24 protein-coding genes are annotated in these 17,969 nt (G+C 70.7%); 17 read left to right on the top strand and 7 right to left on the bottom strand.

All coding sequences use genetic code 11. The annotated features are described in order from the left end of the window. Positions 1-59: 59 nt before the first annotated feature. Entirely contained in the window at positions 60-770 is a 711-nt protein-coding gene (locus ACRAS8_RS15890; RefSeq protein WP_438486704.1) for a spheroidene monooxygenase, read from the bottom strand. A gap of 324 nt (positions 771-1,094) precedes the next feature. Here ACRAS8_RS15890 and ACRAS8_RS15885 point away from each other — a divergent pair, with 324 nt between their 5' ends. After that, positions 1,095-1,727 carry a TetR/AcrR family transcriptional regulator gene (locus ACRAS8_RS15885; protein ID WP_438486703.1) on the top strand — a complete coding sequence of 211 codons (633 nt, stop codon included), beginning with the start codon at positions 1,095-1,097 and terminating at the stop codon, positions 1,725-1,727. On the opposite strand, the gene ACRAS8_RS15880 is transcribed toward ACRAS8_RS15885, so the two are convergent. Beyond that, positions 1,724-2,767: an alpha/beta hydrolase gene (locus ACRAS8_RS15880; protein WP_438486702.1), complete on the bottom strand. Its 1,044-nt coding sequence runs from the start codon at positions 2,765-2,767 to the stop codon at positions 1,724-1,726. The genes ACRAS8_RS15885 and ACRAS8_RS15880 overlap by 4 nt on opposite strands. Positions 2,768-2,935: 168 nt before the next feature. Beyond that, positions 2,936-4,615 (bottom strand): bifunctional 3'-5' exonuclease/DNA polymerase, encoded by a 1,680-nt coding sequence (locus ACRAS8_RS15875; protein WP_438486701.1) that lies wholly within the window; start codon positions 4,613-4,615, stop codon positions 2,936-2,938. Between the two features lie 326 nt (positions 4,616-4,941). On the opposite strand from ACRAS8_RS15875, the gene ACRAS8_RS15870 reads away from it, so the two are divergent. The 8 genes from ACRAS8_RS15870 (at position 4,942) to ACRAS8_RS15835 (ending at position 10,434) form a co-directional block, all read left to right on the top strand. Beyond that, entirely contained in the window at positions 4,942-5,196 is a 255-nt protein-coding gene (locus ACRAS8_RS15870) for a chaplin (RefSeq protein WP_438490501.1), read from the top strand. 251 nt (positions 5,197-5,447) lie between these two features. Beyond that, a complete protein-coding gene (locus tag ACRAS8_RS15865) occupies positions 5,448-5,903 on the top strand; it encodes a rodlin (protein ID WP_438486700.1) in 456 nt (151 codons plus the stop codon). A 345-nt stretch (positions 5,904-6,248) separates the two neighbouring features. After that, positions 6,249-6,482, top strand: coding sequence for a chaplin (locus tag ACRAS8_RS15860; RefSeq protein WP_438486699.1), 234 nt, complete (start codon positions 6,249-6,251; stop codon positions 6,480-6,482). A 281-nt stretch (positions 6,483-6,763) separates the two neighbouring features. Continuing rightward, positions 6,764-7,069, top strand: a complete 306-nt coding sequence (locus ACRAS8_RS15855) for a hypothetical protein (protein WP_438486698.1) — start codon at positions 6,764-6,766, stop codon at positions 7,067-7,069. 291 nt (positions 7,070-7,360) lie between these two features. Beyond that, complete coding sequence (locus ACRAS8_RS15850) at positions 7,361-7,774, top strand: rodlin (RefSeq protein ID WP_438486697.1); 414 nt, start codon at positions 7,361-7,363, stop codon at positions 7,772-7,774. Positions 7,775-8,160: 386 nt separating this feature from the next. Next, positions 8,161-8,598, top strand: a complete 438-nt coding sequence (locus tag ACRAS8_RS15845; protein ID WP_438486696.1) for a rodlin — start codon at positions 8,161-8,163, stop codon at positions 8,596-8,598. 137 nt (positions 8,599-8,735) lie between these two features. Continuing rightward, a complete protein-coding gene (locus ACRAS8_RS15840) occupies positions 8,736-9,257 on the top strand; it encodes a chaplin (RefSeq protein WP_438486695.1) in 522 nt (173 codons plus the stop codon). 331 nt (positions 9,258-9,588) lie between these two features. Continuing rightward, complete coding sequence (locus ACRAS8_RS15835; protein ID WP_438486694.1) at positions 9,589-10,434, top strand: nitrilase-related carbon-nitrogen hydrolase; 846 nt, start codon at positions 9,589-9,591, stop codon at positions 10,432-10,434. Positions 10,435-10,452: 18 nt separating this feature from the next. Here ACRAS8_RS15835 and tatA read toward each other — a convergent pair whose 3' ends face one another. From tatA to rpmB, 3 genes are all read right to left on the bottom strand, one after another. Further along, entirely contained in the window at positions 10,453-10,650 is a 198-nt protein-coding gene (gene tatA / locus ACRAS8_RS15830) for a Sec-independent protein translocase subunit TatA (protein WP_438486693.1), read from the bottom strand. A gap of 110 nt (positions 10,651-10,760) precedes the next feature. After that, a complete protein-coding gene (rpsN, locus tag ACRAS8_RS15825) occupies positions 10,761-11,066 on the bottom strand; it encodes a 30S ribosomal protein S14 (RefSeq protein ID WP_438486692.1) in 306 nt (101 codons plus the stop codon). Beyond that, the gene (gene rpmB / locus ACRAS8_RS15820) at positions 11,066-11,302 is read right to left on the bottom strand and encodes a 50S ribosomal protein L28 (RefSeq protein WP_438486691.1); all 237 of its coding nucleotides are present in this window, start codon (positions 11,300-11,302) and stop codon (positions 11,066-11,068) included. Before rpmB ends, rpsN begins: the two co-directional genes overlap by 1 nt. A gap of 73 nt (positions 11,303-11,375) precedes the next feature. Here rpmB and rpmG point away from each other — a divergent pair, with 73 nt between their 5' ends. From rpmG to ACRAS8_RS15795, 5 genes are all read left to right on the top strand, one after another. After that, entirely contained in the window at positions 11,376-11,540 is a 165-nt protein-coding gene (gene rpmG / locus ACRAS8_RS15815) for a 50S ribosomal protein L33 (protein WP_189302228.1), read from the top strand. Between the two features lie 5 nt (positions 11,541-11,545). Next, positions 11,546-11,800 (top strand): type B 50S ribosomal protein L31, encoded by a 255-nt coding sequence (locus ACRAS8_RS15810; protein WP_018536468.1) that lies wholly within the window; start codon positions 11,546-11,548, stop codon positions 11,798-11,800. Next, entirely contained in the window at positions 11,800-12,948 is a 1,149-nt protein-coding gene (locus ACRAS8_RS15805) for a GTP-binding protein (protein ID WP_438486690.1), read from the top strand. Before ACRAS8_RS15810 ends, ACRAS8_RS15805 begins: the two co-directional genes overlap by 1 nt. A gap of 131 nt (positions 12,949-13,079) precedes the next feature. Then, complete coding sequence (gene rpsR / locus ACRAS8_RS15800) at positions 13,080-13,319, top strand: 30S ribosomal protein S18 (protein WP_438486689.1); 240 nt, start codon at positions 13,080-13,082, stop codon at positions 13,317-13,319. Positions 13,320-13,629: 310 nt separating this feature from the next. Continuing rightward, complete coding sequence (locus tag ACRAS8_RS15795) at positions 13,630-13,869, top strand: DUF397 domain-containing protein (RefSeq protein ID WP_039634203.1); 240 nt, start codon at positions 13,630-13,632, stop codon at positions 13,867-13,869. Between the two features lie 133 nt (positions 13,870-14,002). Here the strand turns inward: ACRAS8_RS15795 and ACRAS8_RS15790 are convergent, their stop codons facing one another. Continuing rightward, complete coding sequence (locus ACRAS8_RS15790; RefSeq protein WP_438486688.1) at positions 14,003-14,512, bottom strand: ATP-binding protein; 510 nt, start codon at positions 14,510-14,512, stop codon at positions 14,003-14,005. 316 nt (positions 14,513-14,828) lie between these two features. On the opposite strand from ACRAS8_RS15790, the gene ACRAS8_RS15785 reads away from it, so the two are divergent. The 3 genes from ACRAS8_RS15785 (at position 14,829) to ACRAS8_RS15775 (ending at position 17,941) form a co-directional block, all read left to right on the top strand. Further along, positions 14,829-15,692 (top strand): helix-turn-helix domain-containing protein, encoded by an 864-nt coding sequence (locus tag ACRAS8_RS15785; RefSeq protein ID WP_438486687.1) that lies wholly within the window; start codon positions 14,829-14,831, stop codon positions 15,690-15,692. Between the two features lie 64 nt (positions 15,693-15,756). After that, positions 15,757-17,214, top strand: a complete 1,458-nt coding sequence (locus ACRAS8_RS15780; protein ID WP_438486686.1) for an aldehyde dehydrogenase family protein — start codon at positions 15,757-15,759, stop codon at positions 17,212-17,214. 178 nt (positions 17,215-17,392) lie between these two features. After that, complete coding sequence (locus ACRAS8_RS15775; RefSeq protein WP_438486685.1) at positions 17,393-17,941, top strand: DinB family protein; 549 nt, start codon at positions 17,393-17,395, stop codon at positions 17,939-17,941. Positions 17,942-17,969: the final 28 nt, after the last annotated feature.

Genomic DNA, 17,969 nt, shown 5'->3' with positions numbered 1-17,969 from the left:
TCGGACGGCCCAGGGGGGTACGAGGGCCCGGGCGGCGGCCGTACCTCCGAGGACGGCCCCTACCCGGCGAGTTTAGGCCGTGGCGACCCCGCGGAGGCCGCCGATATCGGCTCCCTCCCGTCGAGCAGGCCCCGGGCGCTGTAGGGGCGGCAGCGGACGAACGCCGCCTCGTGGTGGAACGGCACGGCGCGGTGTTCCCCGACCACCTCTCTGTGCTGCGGGTGCGCCGTCCCGTACGCGTAGCGGCTCATCGCGGAGACGCTCCGCCATATCGAGAACGTGGCGACGAAGCGGGGAGGTCTGGCCAGGGCGGCGGAGGCGATCATCGAGGGATCGGCCGCGGCCCGCCCCGCGGCCCGGGAATCGGCCCGCAGAAACGGCACGGCCCGGCGCAGCCGCAGCGAGCCGAGGGTGAGTACGGCGACCGGACCGTCCTCGTCCGTCAGCGTGGCGCCGGGGTCGGCCTCGACCGGCATCGGGCTCCAGGCGCCCAGGACCTGCACCGGACGGAGCCGCACCAGCCAGCCGCCGGCCAGGCGCCGGGCCAGCGGATCCTCGGCGAGGAAGCGGTCGAGCGCGGCGTCGTCGTCCCACGACGCGAGCAGCGCGGCCCGGCCGGGACGGACCTTGGGCGGGCCGGCCGCGATGGCACCGGTGAGGGTGGTGGCCGCGAACCGCAGACCCGGGACCGCGCCCGGCCGCGGTGACCGCCCGAGCACGGCGCGCGTGCCGCCCGCACCGATATCGGCGAGATGTACGGAAATGATCATGCCGAGCCCCCGTGTCCGTCCGTGCTGCCCCTGCGTCCGATCTGCCTTGGTACTACCTCTTGTACTGCCGCTGTTCCCGGTGCTGCTCTCGCTACTTCTCTCGTGCTGCCTCGGTGCGGCGCTGCTGCCGCACTGCCGCACCATCGCGATGCCGTGTGCACCGCAGGCAACGCATAAGTTACTACTGCATATACCGCTTGGTACACCACTCAGTATGCTCCTTCTCGGAGACAATTGCGAGCCGAATACCACGGCGAGAACACGCCGGCTTCGCGCCGCCGGGCCGACGCCGTGCGCGACCGGCCAGGACCACGAGGACGCCCCATGAACGAGATCGACCGGAACCGCGCCGCCCGGGCGGAGGCCAGGACGCGGATCGAGGACGCGGCCGCCCGGCTGTTCGCGGAGCGCGGCTTCGCGGGCACCACGATCGGGGAGATCGCCGCCGAGGCGGGCCTGAGCAAGCCGATGCTCTACCGCCACTTCGACTCCAAACAGGAGCTGCACCTCGCCCTGCTGGAGCGCCACCGCGACGAGCTGGCCGCCGCCCCCCTCCGCGAACTCCTCCACGGCGAGGGGGAGCCGGCCGACCGGCTGGAGGCGATGTACGACGCCTGGTTCGGCCATGTGCAGAGCCACCCGTACACCTGGCGGATGATGTTCCGTGACACCACCGGCGACCCCGAGGTGCAGGCGTTCCATCGCGAACTCCAGCGCCGGCAGCGGGAGACGGACATCGGCCTGCTGCGCGAGGCCGCCCCCGGCCTCCCCGAGGCCGAACTGGAGCCGCTGGGCGAGGCGATCCGCAGCTCCCTCTACGGCCTCGCCCTGTGGTGGCTGGAACGCCCCGAGACCCCGCGCGAGGTCCTGGTCGCCACGATGACCCGCCTCACGCGCGGCCTGCTCCCGACGGGAGCCGGACGGGGCCTCGAAGAGCAGCCTGAAACCGGGCCCTAGAACCGCCCGTGCAACGCCGCCCTCAGGTGTCCCGTCCAGTGGGCCGCCATCTCTCTCGCGAGCCGGGTTCCGGGGGCGGCGAGCTCGAAGCCGTGCCAGGCGCCGGGCACGTTGTGCACCGTCACCGGCACCCCCGCGTCCATCAGGCGCCGGGCATACGCCAGGCCGCGGTCGCGCAGCGCGTCGAGGTCGCAGACCAGGAGGTACGCCGGCGCCAGGCCCGACAGGTCGGCGGCCCGGGCCGGTGAGGCGTAGGCGTCCGGCGCGGGCCGCCGTTCCCGGTCGAACGAGCCCTCGGGGAGATAGTGCCGCCACGCCAGCCGGACCAGCCGCAGGGTGTCCACACGCGGGTCCGGTGCAACGTCACCGGCATCCCCCGCATCCCCGGCGTCTCCGTCCGCGTCCGCCGGGACGGGCTCGTCGGCGATCCGGTCGTCCACGTCCGGAACGCACATCGACTGGTAGGCGATCGCCGGGCCGCCGCGGTCGCGGGCCATCAGCGCGACCGCCGCGGTGAGCCCGCCGCCCGCCGACTTGCCGTGCACGGCGATGCGCCGGGGATCGATGCCCAGTTCGGCGGCGTGCGCGGCCGTCCACTCCAGGGCGCGGTAGCAGTCCTCCACGCCGGACGGGTAGCGGTGTTCGGGCGCGAGGCGGTACTCGACGGCGACGACCACGGCGGGCAGCCGGCGGCAGAGCCCGATCGCGGTCCGGTCCTGGCCGGGGAGGGAGCGGCCGATGGCGAAGCCACCGCCGTGGAGGTGCAGCACGGTGGGCAGCGGCCCGGTGGGCGCGGGGGCGTCGCCGGGCTCCGGGGCGTAGACCTCGACGGTCAGCGCGCTGCCGTCCGGCCGCGGGATGTCGTAGCGCCTGCTGCGCACGCCCGAGCGGTCGGCGGGATACGCGGCCAGCAGCGCGTCGAACCGCGCACGGGTCGCCGCGATGTCCTCGTACGGGTCGGAGAACGGCCCCAACGATCCCAGATACGGGACGAGTTCGGGATGGACCTTCGAGGCGTTTAAGCCGGACGGGACGGTCATGGAATGTCTTTCCTCCTTCTGTTCTCTCCTCTGTTGACGCGGCGGGGCGCCGCAGCGCGATGACCGGAGATCACCGATGAAACCGGAAATACGCGGCGTGCGGGGGGAGTTCGGGAAAACCGCGGGGAGTTGGGGAAAACCGCGGGGACCGCTGCCGCGCCCGCCGGCTCATTTCGCGTCCCCGTAGCACTCCACCACCGCCGTAGTGAACGGGAACCGCACCGGCGTCGGTCCGAAGGCGATCCGGCTCGCGGTGGCGGCCGCCGCCGTGATGGCCTCGGCGACGGTGCCGGCCTCTTCCGCCGGGCAGTGCACGATCACCTCGTCGTGCTGGAAGAAGACCAGCTCCGCGCGGAGCCCGGCGCGGGCCATCGCATGGCGCAGTGCGGCCAGCACCAGCAGGGCCCAGTCGGCGGCGCTGCCCTGCACCACGAAGTTGCGGGTGAAGCGGCCGCGGGCGCGCGCCGCCGAGCCGTTGCCGTGGCCGCCGGGCCGTTCCTCCTCCTGGGGCAGGCCCGCCTCGTCGGGCGGCGCCATCGAGGCGGGCGGGCAGGTGCGGCCCATCCAGGTGCGCACCAGCCGGCCCTCCTCACCGGCGCGGGCCGCGTCGTCGACGTAGGCCACCGCGGCCGGATAGCGACGGCGCAGATCGGCCATGTGCTTGAGGGCGTCGCCCGAGGTCTGGCCGTAAATGGCGCCCAGCAGGGCGAGTTTGGCCTGCTCGCGGTCGCCGCCGAAGGCGCGGGCGGCCAGATCGGCGTAGAGGTCCTCGCCGGTGCCGGCGACCTCCATCAGGCCCCGGTCGCGGGAGACCGCGGCCAGCACCCGCGGTTCCATCTGGTCGACGTCGGCGACCACCAGGCGCCATCCCGGATCGGCGCGCACCGCCTGCCGGATCACCTTGGGGACCTGGAGCGCGCCGCCGCCGTTGGTCGTCCACCGGCCGGAGACCGTGCCCCCGGGGAGGTACTCGGGGCGGAACCGGCCGTCGTGCACCCACTGTTGGAGCCAGGACCAGCCGTGGGCGGTGTGCAGACGGTACAGCGACTTGTACGCCAGCAGCGGTGCCACCGCGGGGTGGTCGATCTGCTGGAGCTCCCACTTGCGCGTCGAGGAGAGGGCGATGCCGGCGCGGGCGAAGGCCCTGATGATGTCGTGGGGGAGATCGGGGCGGACCCGCACGCCCGCCCCGAAGGCCCGCGAGACCTCGTCGGCCAGCTCCGCCATGCGCCGCGGCTCCAGCCCGCCCGGAAACCGCTCGCCCAGCAGGCGGTCCAGCACCTCGCGGTGCACGTCCGCGCGCCAGGGAATCCCCATCCGGGACATCTCCGTGGCGACCAGCATCCCCGCCGACTCGGACGCCAGCAGCAGCCGCATCCGGTCCGGGTGCTCGGCCCGTGCCGTACGGGCCACCTGGCCTGCGTAGACCTCCAGCAGTGCGGTGAGTTCGTCGGTGCCGGGCGGCAGTGGCACCGGGCCCGGCTCGAACAGGGACGGCTGGGTCCCGGCGGCGCGCACCGGGGCGTCGGCCGGCACCGGGAGGCCGTGCAGCCGCGCCCAGGCGGCGGCCAGCGAGCGCGGCTGGCCGGACTGGCCCTCCTCATGGCCGATCAGCAGCGCCTCGGCGGCCTCGACGTCATAGCAGCGCTCCACCCGGACCCCGGCCGCCAGCAGCCGCCGGTGGATCTCGGCCGTGGACCGCCACACCCACCGCTCGACCTCGGGACGCGACCGCACCGCCTCGACGAGTGAGGGCTCCCGCACCACCGGCCCGCCGGGCCGGCCGTCCTGAGTGAGCGGGCAGAGACGAGCACCCCCGTCGCCCGTCTCCGCCACCGCCCATCTCATGCCCTGAGTCTTGCACCAGGGTCTGACAACGGCCCCGACCAGCGCCCCGACACCGCGCGCGCCCCGGGACAGGCGGCAATCACCGCCGCGCGACCGACGGCGTGCGACGATGCCGGGACGAGCAGCGCCGCGGGGCGCGTGGCAGGCCCGCCGGGCCGGGCGCCGCGCACGCGGCCGTGGTCACCGCAGGCGTCCCTTACGGCGGTTATGACCGTTCATCACCCGTTTGGCCCGCTACTTTTGCCGGGTTTGTTCCGTTGAACTGCTTGTCGCTCCAGGCGGCGCGCACAGAAAACCCCCTGCTGCTCTCAGTGAAGAGGTTCGCCGTGAAGTTTGTCTCCCAGGCTGTCGTCCTGTCCGCCGCCGCGGGCATTGCCGTCGTGGGCGGGGCCGGAATCGCCAACGCCGGCGGGCACGGTGGTGATGCCCGCGCCAAGGGCGCTGCCGTAGGTTCGCCCGGCGTGTTCTCCGGCAACCTCATCCAGGTGCCGATCCACATCCCGATCAATGCGTGCGGCAACACCGTCGACGTCATCGGAGTGCTCAACCCGGCGTTCGGCAACATCTGCGTCAACCGCTGAACGCGGTCCGGAGATCGAGGCCCGTCCCGCCCGGGGCGGGCCTTTCATATGCGGAATTCCCCGGCGGGGTAAGGCATTTGCCGCATGCGCACCCCGGTGACCAGGTCGGTTAACCGGAGTTGACGCCCGTACGCAGTGAATATGGGTCTATGGTTGCGCGGCAGTTGAGTGAACTCGCGAAACCGCTTTCTGGTGAGCGAGTTGACCAGTGCGCTCCGGATACGGGCACTCCGCTTTCAGAAGGGTAAAAAGTGATCAAGAAGGTTCTGGCCACGACGGCAGTTGCCGCTTCCATGGTCGGTATCTCGGCTACGGTCGCCCCTCAGGCGGTGGCGGCCGGCGGTCGCCACCACGGCGGCACCACGACGATCAACGGCAACCGCAGCGTGAGCGCATTCGGCAACTCCACCACGCACGGCAGGATGAGCCCGCAGCTGGAGCTCGTCCAGGGCTCGCTCAACAAGCCCTGCATCGGCCTCCCGATCAAGGGGAACTTCGGCTCGCTGGTCGACTTCTTGGCTGCGGCCACGGTGCAGGACATCAACGTCCTGGCCAGCCCGCAGAACCAGCAGTGCACCGAGAACTCCACCCAGGCCAAGCGTGACGATTCACTGTCGCACATCCTGGACGACATCCCGATCCTGTCGGGCAACGGCGTCAAGAACGGGTACAAGAGCGGATTCAAGGGCGGACACAGGAGGCACTGACGGCTGTCGGCCCCGGCCGACGCACCGCAGGTGACACCGCGCGGCCGGCGGGCGGGTCCGGCCGCCGGCCGCGGGGCCGGAGTTCCCACTTCCCTATTGGCAGGAATTCGTATTTCGGTGGTCTTTCGTCTGTTCGGATGACGCGGTTTTCCGGATGGTGTGCACGGCGGCCGGTAATTGCTGTGCGGCATTCGAGCGATTCCTCCGAAAACTTCCCCGCGGGGGTTTCGCCGACACGGACAAATCGTTACCAATAGCGACAGCGGAGTTACGGGCGACCAGATCCGCGCCCGTGCGACACGATGGTCGTGTGCGCTACGGATCCCGCTGCGGGAAGGGCTGAAAGTGAAGTACGCAAAGGTTGCAGCCATCACTGCCGGCACACTCATGGCGGTGGGCGCTGCTACGCCGGCCTTCGCCGACGCGCACTCCGTGGGCGGCGCGAAGGGCTCCCCGGGTGTGATCTCCGGCAACGTCGTCCAGGTTCCGATCTCCATTCCGATCAACCTGTGCGGCAACACCGTCGACGTCATCGGGATTCTCAACCCGGCGTTCGGAAACCGCTGCATCAATCGCTGACCGAGGAAATTCGAGCCGTGTTGCGGTCACCGGTCCCGGCTCGCCGTCGCCGCGTGCCGGGACCGGTTGCTTTTCGGCCCGTTGCGGAAGTGTCCGGGGCGGTCCGAAATCTTTCGGGTGGCGCGCCTGAAGAATCGGAACTTCTGGGTTTCTCCGGGCGATGGCACTCGTTAGCCAGAGGGAAAGCGGTGATCCGAGCAGCGAAGCGATTGCTCGCGCGGCGTTGATGTCGGTTGATGTCGCGATTCCATCGAGCACCGCACCAGAAGGGACACAGGGACGTGAAGTACGCGAAGTCCGCCGCGGCTGTTGCCGGCTCCGTGATGGCGCTGGGCGCGGCTGCGGCCGTGCCCGCTTTCGCCGCCGAAACCGGTGCGCCGAACATGACCTCGCCGTCCATGAGCCTCAATGGTGGACTGATGGATGCGCTGAACAGCGACCAGCTGGACAGCCGCCAGGTGACGCCGCTGGTCAACACCGTCCGGGGTGTGGAGAAGACCACCAAGCATCCCAAGCAGCTTCTCGGCGGTGCCACGGGGGCCGCCAAGGAGATTGCCATGCTGGGTGGGGTGCCGTTCGGCACGTGACGGGCCGGCGAACCGGAATTTCCACTGTCCCAGGGGGCTGCCCGGGGAACGGAAAGCGACCGTGTGAAGCCTCAGCCGCCGGATCGGGAAGCCTGCGTCGATCGTTTTCGGCGGACGGTGAACCGGTTCGGATGGTGAATCTCGGTTGTGGAGTTCCGGACGGGATATCTGATCGCCGGGAAAGAGTCAGAGCACCAGCTCATTTTGAGTGAATGAGCACAACTGAATGCGCTCTTGCGAGTTGGCCAGAATGTCCGGCTCCAGGGCATCCCGAAACACGAAGGACCAACAATGATCAAGAAGACGCTGGCAACCGCCGCCGCGGCTGCCTCCATTGTCGGGGTGGCCGCGGCGGCCGCCCCTGACGCAATGGCCTCCGGTCATCAGCACGGCACGTCGACCGTCAACGGCAACGGTGCGAAGCAGTTCTTCGGAAACTCGACGACGTACGGCTACATGAGCCCGCAGATCGGTCTGATCCAGGGCTCGCTCAACAAGCCCTGCGTCGGCCTGCCGGCCAAGCTGAACCTCGGCTCGCTGGTCGGCGGGGTGCCGGTCACGGTGCAGGACATCAACGTTCTGGCCAACCCGCAGAACCAGCAGTGCACCGAGAACTCCACCCAGGCCAAGGGTGACGATTCGCTGTCGCACATCCTGGACGACATCCCGATCCTCTCCGGGAACGGCAAGCACAACCGCCACTGATCCGCCGCACCGTGCCCGGGCCGCTCGGATTTCCTTGTCCGGGCGGCCCGGGCATTCGCGGTTTTACTGGCCGGTCGACTCGTGGATTGTTATTGGCTCGTGACTGCCGGTGGTCCCGCCGAATCGTTGGGAATAGCGTGTGGAGGGATGCATGTCAATGCCCTCGCGAGACGATGGGGTTGCCGGGGCATTGGCATGCTGGCCGGAAAAGAACGCGGGGCTCGGAAACGTTCTCGTGATGTCGCCGGCCCGCGGCGTGCCGTAGGTCTTTTCGGGAGAATTATCGCCATCTATTTGGGTGATGGTGCGGAACTCGGGTGCTCGTGGTCGGTTGTTCAAACAGGGCTCCTGTGTCGGGAGTTCCTTCTCCTGAAGGGTTTAGCGCGATGAAGAAGATGATGGCGGCCGCGGCGATCGCGGCATCGCTCGTCGGAATTTCGGCCGCGGCGGCTCCAGAGGCCCTGGCGTCCGGCCGTGACCACGACGGCGGCACCAAGACCGTCAACGGCAACGGTGCCAAGTCCGTGTACGGCAACTCCAAGACACACGGGAAGCTCAGCACCCAGCTCGGGCTCGTGCAGGGCAGCCTGAACGCCCTGTGCATCGGCCTGCCCGCCAAGGGGAACTTCGGTTCGCTGGTCGGGTTCGTCCCGGTCACGGTGCAGGACATCAACGTCCTGGCCAACCCGCAGAACCAGCAGTGCACCGAGAACTCCACCCAGGCCAAGCGCGACGACTCGCTGGCGCACATCCTGGACGACATCCCGATCCTGTCGGGCAACGGGACCAAGAACGGGTACAAGGGCGGGATGAAGAGGCGCTGACGGGCGTCGGCCCCCGGCCGACTCATCGTTTGCGACACCGGGCGGCCGGCGGGCGTGTGCGCCGCCGGCCGCCCGGTCGTACGAGCACGACGGGATACGGGCGGGCCGCCCGGACACGAGCTGTGGAGTGAGGGGACATGCGACGGAGCCTGAAGGCGTGCGTGCTCGTGGCGGCGGTATCGGGGGTGCTGGGGGCGGGGGCCGGTCCGGCGTTCGCGGACGGCGGTGTGCCGGGCGGCGCCGCGGACGCGCCCGGCACGGTGTCCGGGAACGCGGTGCGGGTGGAGGTGCACGCCCCGTTCTCCGTGTGCGGCAACTCCCTTGTGGTGGTGGGGGTGTTGAGCCACGGAACGGGGAACGGGTGCGGGAACGGAGCGGCGGCCGGGCGGGCGGTCCCGGTGCGGCATCACGCCGCGGCGTCGGCGGCGCACCGGTGGCGGGCGGCCGCGGCGCCCGCGCGGGCGCACCGGCCGCACACCAGGGTGCGGAGCGAGCACGACCGCCGGGTGGGGGCGGTGGCGCGAGCCGGACGGTCGGCGGGGAAAGCGCTGCTGGCGGCCAGTGGCGCGGAGCGGCTGAAGGTGGCGGCCGGGGCCGGCGGGGCGCTGCTGGTCGCCGGGGCGGCGCTGCTGCGCCGGGCCCGCAGGCGTCAGGGGTGAGCGCGGGTCGTCGGAGGCTTCCGCAGGGCTCCGGCGGCCGGCCGAGCGGTGCGGCGGGCCGCTCGGCCGGAGCCGCCCGGTCGAGGTGGCGCCCTGGGCGCCGGACGTCCCGACCGCAGCCGTCGTACCGCTGGCGCCGGGCGGAGCTGCGGCTGGAAGTCCGCCCGGGGATACGACGGGTCGTGCGGATCAACGTGTGACAAGGGGGCCCGGCACGGGAAGGATCGTTCTTTCGCTCATTGGTGGGATGCGTCTTAACCGGATGTTCGGGGAAGAATGGGGGCAAAGGCGGTAAAACCTATTAAAGGTAGTTGAGCGAGGGGGAGTGGGCATGCTTGTCGCGCTGGCGCAGACCGACTGCGTACTGGGGGACGTACCGGAGAACCTGCGGGTCGCGGGGGAGCAGATCGAGCAGGCCGCCGCCCAGGGGGCGGATCTCGTGGTCTTCCCCGAACTCAGCCTGCACGGTTATCACTTGGGGGCGCTCAAGCGGGACGAGTCCATCGAGGCGGACGATCCGCGGCTGCGGGAGCTGAGCACCCTGGGGCCGGATGTGCTGGTCGGGTTCCACGAGCACACCCGGCTGCGGGCGTACAACACCTCCGCGTACTACGTGGACGGGGCGCTGGCCCATGCGCACCGCAAGCTCTATCTGCCGAACTACCTGGCCTGGGAGGAGCGCAAGCACGTCAGCCCGGGGCAGTCGCTGCGCTCGTACGAGCTGGCGAAGTCGAAGAGCGGGGGGCGGGGGGCGACGCTGGTCTGCAACGACGCCTGGCAGCCGGTGCTGCCGTGGCTGGCGGTGCAGGACGGGGCCGAGGTGCTGTTCGTGCCGACCAACAGTGCGGCGAGCCTGGATCCGGAGGCTATGGACACCGGGCTGTACTGGGACACGCTGCTGTCCTACACGGCGCGGATGCTGCAGTGCTGGGTGGTCTTCGTCAACCGCGTGGGCAACGAGCACGGGGCGTCGTTCTGGGGCGGTTCGCGGGTGGTGGATCCGCGGGGCGCGGTGGTGGCGCAGGCACCCAAGTGGGAGCCCTCACTCGTCACGGTCGAGATCGATCCGGCCGAGGCGCGCCGGCAGCGGCGGGCGGTGCCGCTGGTCGCGGAGGCCCGGCTGGGGCTGATCGACCGCGAGGTACGGCGGCTGATCGACGAGGGCGGCGACAGCTGAGCGGGGTGGCGGGCCGGGTCAGTGGCCGGCGGGCTGCTCCGTGCGGGCGGCCTCGGCGGGCCGCTCGTCCCTGAGGGCCTTGGTCTCCGACTTGAGGATGCGCATCGAGCGGCCGAGGCCGCGCGCCATGTCGGGGAGCTTCTTGGACCCGAAGAGCAGCACGAGGACGGCCACGATCAGGATCAGGTGCCAGGGCTCCAGGGCGTTGCGCAGCATGGCGCTCTCGCTTTCGTCGGGGTGCCTGCGGAGGTCTGTCCAGTATTACCCGAAGGGCCCGGCAGCCCGGTCCAGGGGTCGTGCCCGGGGCCGGGCTGCCGGGCCGGCGGTCACCAGCTGGACTTGGTGACCCCCGGCAGATACCCCTTGTGCGCCTGCTCGCGGAGGTTGATCCGGGAGAGGCCGAAGGTGCGGAGGTAGCCGCGCGGGCGGCCGTCGACGCTGTCGCGGTTGCGGACGCGGGTGGCGCTGGCGTCCCGCGGCTGGCGGGACAGCTCCCGCAGGGCGGCGGTCCGCTCGTCCTCGGAGGAGCGCGGGTTGCGGATCACGGCCTTGAGGACGGCCCGGCGGGCGGCGTAGCGGGCCACCGTGAGGCGGCGCTGCTCGTTTTTGGCGATCTTGCTCTTCTTGGCCATCAGACCTTCTCCCCTCGGGCGCGGATGCGGGCGACGGCGGCCTCGATGCCGATCGCGTCGACGGTCTTGATCCCCTTGGCGCTCAGGGTCAGCCGGATGTGGCGGCCCTCGCTCGCCAGCCAGTAGCGCTTGCGCTGGACGTTGGGGTCGAAGCGGCGGGAGGTGCGGCGGTGCGAGTGGGAGACGGTCTTGCCGAAGCCCGGCGCGCGGCCGGTCAGCTGGCAGTGGGCGGACATGGTGCGGTCCCTCCGGTGGTCGGGCCCTCCACGGGCTTATTGAAAATGGAAACCATTTGCGTATACTAACCCCATGGCCCGCAACGAGATACGCCCGGTCGTCAAGCTCCGGTCCACCGCCGGCACCGGCTACACCTACGTGACCCGCAAGAACCGCCGTAACGACCCCGACCGCCTGGAACTGCGCAAGTACGACCCGGTCGCCGGCCGGCACGTCACCTTCCGAGAGGAGCGCTGAGCCCGATGCAGCCTGGAATCCACCCCGCCTACGGGCCCGTCGTCTTCCGCGACCGGGCCGGCGACTTTGCCTTCCTGACCAGGTCGACCATGACGAGTGACAAGACCATCGAGTGGGAGGACGGGAACACCTATCCCGTCGTCGACGTCGAGATCTCCTCGGCGAGCCACCCCTTCTACACGGGCACCGCGCGGGTGCTGGACACCGCCGGCCGGGTCGAGCGGTTCGAGCGCCGGTACGGCAAGCGCGGGGCCCGCTGATGGAGCGGCTGAGCGTCGTGCTGGTGGGCGGCCTGCACGCGGACGCCCGGCGGGCCGCCGTCGAGCGGCTGCTGACGGCCGTCCCCGGCAGCGTCGCCCTCCACCACGACCTGGCCTCCGCGGCCGACGGCACCGTCCGGCGCACCGTCCGCGACGCCGGCGGCACGCTGGACACCGGCGAGGCGCCACTGGTCAACGACTGCGCCTGCTGTGCGCTGCGCGAGGACCTGGTGCCCGAGCTGGTGCGGCTGGCCGCGGGCCGGACCTGCCGGCTGGCGATCGTCGAGCTGTGGGACTCGGTCGAGCCCAAGGCGATGGCCGAGGTGGTCACCTCGTACGGGGGTGACGACCTGGAGCTGACGGGCGTGATCACCGCCGTCGATCCGGCGCTGCTGCTGCCCTGTCTGGGCAACGGCGACGACCTCGCCGAAGCCGGGCTGGCGGCCGCCGCCTCCGACCAGCGCACGGTCGCCGACACCTGGGCGCGCCAGCTGGAGTACGCGCCGGTGCTGGCGCTGGCCGCGGGGGAGGAGCCCGCGGACGACGCCGACCTCGCGCTGCTGACGCAGCTGCATCCGACGGCGCGCCAAGTGTCCGTGAAATCAGGGGAGTTGGCTGCGGCCGCGCTCGCCGGCTTCGACGTGGAGGCCGCCGCGGGACGGCAGCACCCGGCCTGCGCGCTGCTGCCCCAGGAGGCCGACGCGGCCGGTGTGGCCACGCTCGTCTGGCGCGGCAGCCGGCCCTTCCATCCCGAGCGGCTCTTCGCGGCCCTGGAGGACCTGGCCTGTGCGGCGGCGCGCAGCCGGGGGCGGTTCTGGCTGGCCGACCGGCCGGACACCCTGCTGTCCTGGGACGCCGCGGGCGGCGCGCTGTGCGTGGAGAACGCCGGGCCGTGGCTGGCCGCGCTGCCGGACGCCGCCTGGGAGATGGTGCCGCCGCTGCGTCGGGCCGCCGCCGCGCTGGACTGGCACCCCGAGCACGGCGACCGCGGGCAGCACCTGGTCTTCACCTCGCCCGGACTGGACCGCGACGGGCTGCGCCTGCTGCTGGAGTCCTGTCTGCTCACCGACGCCGAGTACGCGGGTGGTCCGGCGGCGTGGAAGGGCCTGGCGCCGGCCTTCGACGAACTGCTCGACCCCGTGTCGTGACGCCCGGCCCGTTATGGCGCCCTGCCCGTCGTGACGCCCGGCCGCGCGCCGGCCACGGAAGTACGCACCAGCCCGCACAAGTCCACACCACCCATGCAAGCCCGAAGTGGCCCGTAGAAGGAAGTCCTGTCATGCCCCGTCGGCCCCTCTCGCGGCGTCAGGCCGCCGCCCCCCGCCCCAACCCGCTGGACGCGGCGGGCATCACGTACATCGACTACAAGGACACCGATCTGCTGCGGAAGTTCCTCTCGGACCGCGGCAAGATCCGCAGCCGCCGGGTCACCCGGGTCACCGCCCAGCAGCAGCGGCAGCTGGCCCGCGCGATCAAGAACGCCCGGGAGATGGCGCTGCTGCCCTACGGCTCGCGGTGACGGGCGGGGCGGCCGCTTGGACTGGACCAACACGTGGGCCCTGGAACCCCAAGGGCGCGGTAAACGTCTTTTCCTTGACCACGAGGGCTTCGATCCCGGCACCTCGTCCCAGGTGCGGGCGTACCGCATCACGGGCGGCGGTGGGCGGGCGATTGTAACGGAGGGGCCGGGGAAGGTGTTCAACAAAATGTGACCGGCCCGGCACCGCCTGTCGTGCACGTGCATCTGCGCATGCATCCGCATGTGAACGCAGCTATGATCCCGGGCAGTTGACACCTTTCATCACTGCGTTCACCACCGGGAGAGCCCTGTGCCCCACGCATACAACGGCATGGCCGCAACGGATCTCCGCGATGTGACATGGCAGAAGAGCCGGCACAGCAACTCCCAGGGCTCCTGCGTGGAATTCGCGAAACTGCCCGGGGGTGACATAGCGGTCCGCAATTCCCGCTTCCCGGACGGTCCGGCGCTGGTCTACACGCCGGCCGAGGTCGAGGCGATGCTGCTGGGCGTGAAGGACGGGGAGTTCGACCACCTGGTGCGCGACTGAAGACTGAAACGGGCAACGGCTCCGGGCGCCGGTCCGGAGCCGCCACGGCAAACGCATATCGGGCGCCCGCGGAGAGCGGGCGCCCGACGTATGAGGTTTGGCGTACGGGGAGCGCGGGCCGTGTGGGCCCGCGCTACGACAGCCGGAAGAGGGCCCACACGATCTTGCCGCGCCGGCCCCCGGGCAGCCGGTGCCAGCCCCAGCTGTCGCTGAAGGAGTCCACGAGGTAGAGCCCGCGGCCCGATTCGTCGCCGGAGTCCGCCTCGCCGGCCTCCGGTGAGGCGTCGCTGGGGTCCCGTACCGCGCAGACCAGGCGGGAGGACCAGCGCATCAGGTGGAGTCGGGCGGGCAGGCCGGCGTCGGTGAGGTCCGTGCCGAGGCCCGGGTGGTCCGGGGCGGCCAGGACCGCGTGCCGCAGGGCGTTGGTGACGAGTTCGGAGACGACCAGGGCGACGCCGTCGAAGTGTTCCTCCAGGCCCCAGCCGGTGAGCGTTTCGCGGGTGAACTTGCGGGCGCCGCCGACCGATTCGTAGCGCGGCGGGAGCGGGCAGGACACGGATCCGGAGACGGCCAGGGGGTCGACGGGAGGAAAGCCCTGCCATAACGGCTCGAAATCGAGCATGGTCGAAACCTTGGTCCCCATGCGAGGCACTCCTGGCGTTCGCGGACGTCATGACCCAGGCCGGTCAGCCGGGGATCTGGCGGGTCTTTCACGAGCGTGCATGCGTGCGAGCTCTATGGTTCCCAATGCGTAGGGCAGATGCAAGGGCAGATGCACGTGCAGCTGACGTGATTGCGTAGGGCTGGCCCCATAAGCGCCGTATTCTTCCTGTGATTTCTTGTGGAGGGCTTGCGGGGGCGGCACATATCAGTAACCAGATGAGCACTCAACGAAGCCCGGACATGGCAGACTGCGCCTTCACTGTTGGACGGGGCGGGGTCACAGGAGGGTCAGAGAGGTGTCCGCAAGTGAGTCGGGCGGGTCGGTGGTGCGGAGGATCCTGCTCGGATCCCAGCTCCGTCGGCTGCGTGAATCGCGCGGGATAACCCGTGAAGCGGCCGGCTACTCGATCCGTGCGTCCGAATCGAAGATCAGCCGCATGGAGTTGGGCAGGGTGAGCTTCAAGGCACGTGATGTCGCAGATCTCCTCACGCTGTACGGCGTGAGCGACGAGCATGAGCGCGAGGCGCTGCTCGCACTGGCCAAGGAGGCGAACGTCGCGGGCTGGTGGCACAGTTACAGCGATGTGCTCCCCGGCTGGTTCCAGACGTATGTGGGGCTGGAAGGGGCCGCGTCCCTGCTCCGCGTCTACGAAGTCCAGTTCGTCCACGGCCTGTTGCAGACCGAGGAGTACGCGCACGCCGTGGTCTCCGGCGGGATGCCGGACGCGCCGGCCGCCGACGTCCAGCGCCGGGTCGCGCTGCGCCAGGAGCGGCAGAAGCTGCTGATATCGGAGCGGGCGCCGCAGCTGCACTGTGTCCTCGACGAGGCCGCGCTGCGCCGCCCCTACGGCGGACGGGCCGTGATGCGCGGGCAGTTGAAGCATCTGATCGACATCTCGGAGCGGCCCAACGTGCGGCTCCAGGTGATGCCGTTCAACTTCGGCTGGCACGCGGGGGAGAGCGGTGCGTTCACCATGCTGCGCTTCCCGGAGTCCGATCTTTCCGACGTCGTCTATCTGGAACAGCTCACCAGCGCCCTCTATGTGGACAAGCCGGAGGAGGTCGCGCAGTACGAGCGGGCGATGGAGCGGCTGCAGGAGGACAGTCCGGGACCCTCGGAGACCAGGGATCTTCTGCGTGGTCTGCTCCAACTCACATGACCCGGCAGTAGGATGACGCCGGATCAGCCCCCCGCAGAGCAGTGCCGCACAGAGTAGGGATGCCATGTCCTTCTTCGCAGACCTGGCCTACCAGTTCATCGACGGTGAGTGGCGGGCCGGCAGTGGCTCGTGGGACATCATCGATTTCAACCCCTACGACCAGGAGAAGCTGGCGTCGATCACGGTCGCCGGCGTGGACCAGGTCGATGCCGCCTACCGCGCCGCGGAGCGGGCGCAGCGGGACTGGGCGCTGCGGAATCCCTACGAGCGGCGGCAGGTGACCGAGCGGCTGCTGCGGCTGATCGAGGAGCGCGAGGAGGAGATCGTCGAGGCGCTCGTCCTCGAACTGGGCGGCACCCGGATCAAGGCCGCCTACGAGGTCCGGCTCGCCAAGGAGTTCGTCCGCGAGGCGACCCAGCTGGCGCTGCGGCCGCAGGGGCGGATACTGCCGTCCCCGGTGGACGGCAAGGAGAACCGCGTCTACACCCTGCCGGCCGGGGTCATCGGCGTGATCAGCCCCTTCAACTTCCCGTTCCTGATCTCCATGAAGTCCGTGGCGCCGGCGCTGGCGCTGGGCAACGCGGTGGTCGTCAAGCCCAACCAGAACGCCCCCATCACCGGCGGCGGGCTGATCGCCAGACTGTTCCAGGACGCGGGGCTGCCGGACGGGCTGCTCAATGTGCTGATCACCGACATCGCGGAGATCGGGGACGCGCTGATCGAGCACCCGGTGCCGCGGGTGATCTCGTTCGCCGGGTCGGACAAGGTCGGCCGGCATGTCGCGGCGGTCAGCGCCGGGCACTTCAAGCGGGTGATCCTCGAACTCAGCGGCAACAGCGCGCTGATCGTGATGGACGACGCCGATGTGGACTACGCGGTGGACGCCGCCGTCTTCAGTCGGTTCGTCTACCAGGGCCAGGTCTGCATGGCTGCCAACCGGGTGCTGCTGGACCGCGCCATCGAGGCCGAGTTCACCGAGAAGTTCGTGGCCCGGGTGGCGGCGCTGCGGACCGGCGATCCGCGCGATCCGCGCACCCAGATAGGCCCGCTGATCAACTCCTTCCAGGCGGAGGCGCTGACCTCGCAGGTCGACCGGGCGATAGCCGAGGGGGCCACGGCGCTGCTGCGCGGCCGTACCGAGGGCAACCTCGTCGAGCCGAGCGTGCTGGCGGGGCTGGCCGCGGACTCCGCGCTGCACGGCCAGGAGCTGTTCGGGCCGGTGGCCCTGCTGGTGCCGTTCGACGGCGAGGACGAGGCGGTGCGGATCGCCAACGACACCCCGTACGGGCTGAGCGGCGCGGTGCACACCGCCGATGCGGAGCGCGGGGCGCGGATCGCCCGGCGGATAGAGACCGGCATGATCCACGTCAACGACGGGACGGTGCACGACGAGCCGCAGGTGGCGTTCGGCGGGGAGAAGTTCTCCGGGATCGGGCGGCTGAACGGCGAGTCCACGGTCGAGGCGTTCACGACGCAGAAGTGGGTGTCCATCCAGCACGGGCGGACGCCGTTCCCGCTGTGAGGCGGGGCGTGATCCGGGCGGTATCGGGGCCGGTTCTTCTCGATCCGTTTCGGATCTAGGACGCCAACTGTCCTACTTCCTTCGTAGCGTTGGGGATGTCGGAAGGCGGCCGGACGGTTCGGTACCGGGCCGGACGCCCCGCGGCGCTCCGCCGTCGACGTGACGAAAGGTGAAACCCATGCCCACTCATGTTCCGGCCGAGGCCCACGGTGACGAGCGCGGTGCGCTGCTGGCCTTCCTGGAGGCGCAGCGCGGCGGACTGCGGCGGGCGGTCCTGGGGCTGACCGATGCGCAGGCCAAGGAGCGGCCGAGCGCCAGCGAGCTGTCGCTGGGCGGGCTGGTCAAGCACGTCGCGGAGGTGGAGCAGCGCTGGCTGGAGCTCGCGCAGCAGCGGGAGCACAGCGTTCCGCGCGATCAGAGCAACTGGCACCTGAGCTTCCAGCTCCAGGACGGCGAGACCGTCGCGGGGATGCTGGCGTACTGGGAGGAGGTCGCGGCCGAGACCGAGAAGTTCGTCCGCGCCGTGCCGAGCCTCGACGACACCTTCCCGCTGCCCCCGGCTCCGTGGTTCCCGAAGGACGGCCGGCAGTCGATGCGGTGGCTGGTGCTGCACCTGATCGAGGAGACCGCCCGGCACGCCGGCCACGCCGACATCGTCCGGGAGTCCCTGGACGGCAAGACCGCGTTCGCGCTGGTCGACGAGGAGCGCACGGCGCGGGAGGGGTAGCCCACCGGTCCCGGCGCCCGGCCCCTAG

The organism is Streptomyces sp. S186, assembly GCF_051603415.1.
GTDB lineage: Bacteria > Actinomycetota > Actinomycetes > Streptomycetales > Streptomycetaceae > Streptomyces.
The sequence above is the reverse complement of the archived record's forward strand: the minus strand, read 5'-3'. Positions and strand labels throughout refer to the sequence as shown.

Coding starts and splice junctions, on each gene's coding strand:
- ACRAS8_RS15890 (WP_438486704.1), bottom strand. CDS start 770: ATGATCATTTCCGTACATCTCGCCGATATCGGTGCGGGCGGCACGCGC.
- ACRAS8_RS15885 (WP_438486703.1), top strand. CDS start 1,095: ATGAACGAGATCGACCGGAACCGCGCCGCCCGGGCGGAGGCCAGGACG.
- ACRAS8_RS15880 (WP_438486702.1), bottom strand. CDS start 2,767: ATGACCGTCCCGTCCGGCTTAAACGCCTCGAAGGTCCATCCCGAACTC.
- ACRAS8_RS15875 (WP_438486701.1), bottom strand. CDS start 4,615: ATGAGATGGGCGGTGGCGGAGACGGGCGACGGGGGTGCTCGTCTCTGC.
- ACRAS8_RS15850 (WP_438486697.1), top strand. CDS start 7,361: ATGATCAAGAAGACGCTGGCAACCGCCGCCGCGGCTGCCTCCATTGTC.
- ACRAS8_RS15845 (WP_438486696.1), top strand. CDS start 8,161: ATGAAGAAGATGATGGCGGCCGCGGCGATCGCGGCATCGCTCGTCGGA.
- ACRAS8_RS15840 (WP_438486695.1), top strand. CDS start 8,736: ATGCGACGGAGCCTGAAGGCGTGCGTGCTCGTGGCGGCGGTATCGGGG.
- ACRAS8_RS15835 (WP_438486694.1), top strand. CDS start 9,589: ATGCTTGTCGCGCTGGCGCAGACCGACTGCGTACTGGGGGACGTACCG.
- tatA (WP_438486693.1), bottom strand. CDS start 10,650: ATGCTGCGCAACGCCCTGGAGCCCTGGCACCTGATCCTGATCGTGGCC.
- rpsN (WP_438486692.1), bottom strand. CDS start 11,066: ATGGCCAAGAAGAGCAAGATCGCCAAAAACGAGCAGCGCCGCCTCACG.
- rpmB (WP_438486691.1), bottom strand. CDS start 11,302: ATGTCCGCCCACTGCCAGCTGACCGGCCGCGCGCCGGGCTTCGGCAAG.
- rpmG (WP_189302228.1), top strand. CDS start 11,376: ATGGCCCGCAACGAGATACGCCCGGTCGTCAAGCTCCGGTCCACCGCC.
- ACRAS8_RS15810 (WP_018536468.1), top strand. CDS start 11,546: ATGCAGCCTGGAATCCACCCCGCCTACGGGCCCGTCGTCTTCCGCGAC.
- ACRAS8_RS15805 (WP_438486690.1), top strand. CDS start 11,800: ATGGAGCGGCTGAGCGTCGTGCTGGTGGGCGGCCTGCACGCGGACGCC.
- rpsR (WP_438486689.1), top strand. CDS start 13,080: ATGCCCCGTCGGCCCCTCTCGCGGCGTCAGGCCGCCGCCCCCCGCCCC.
- ACRAS8_RS15790 (WP_438486688.1), bottom strand. CDS start 14,512: ATGGGGACCAAGGTTTCGACCATGCTCGATTTCGAGCCGTTATGGCAG.
- ACRAS8_RS15780 (WP_438486686.1), top strand. CDS start 15,757: ATGTCCTTCTTCGCAGACCTGGCCTACCAGTTCATCGACGGTGAGTGG.
- ACRAS8_RS15775 (WP_438486685.1), top strand. CDS start 17,393: ATGCCCACTCATGTTCCGGCCGAGGCCCACGGTGACGAGCGCGGTGCG.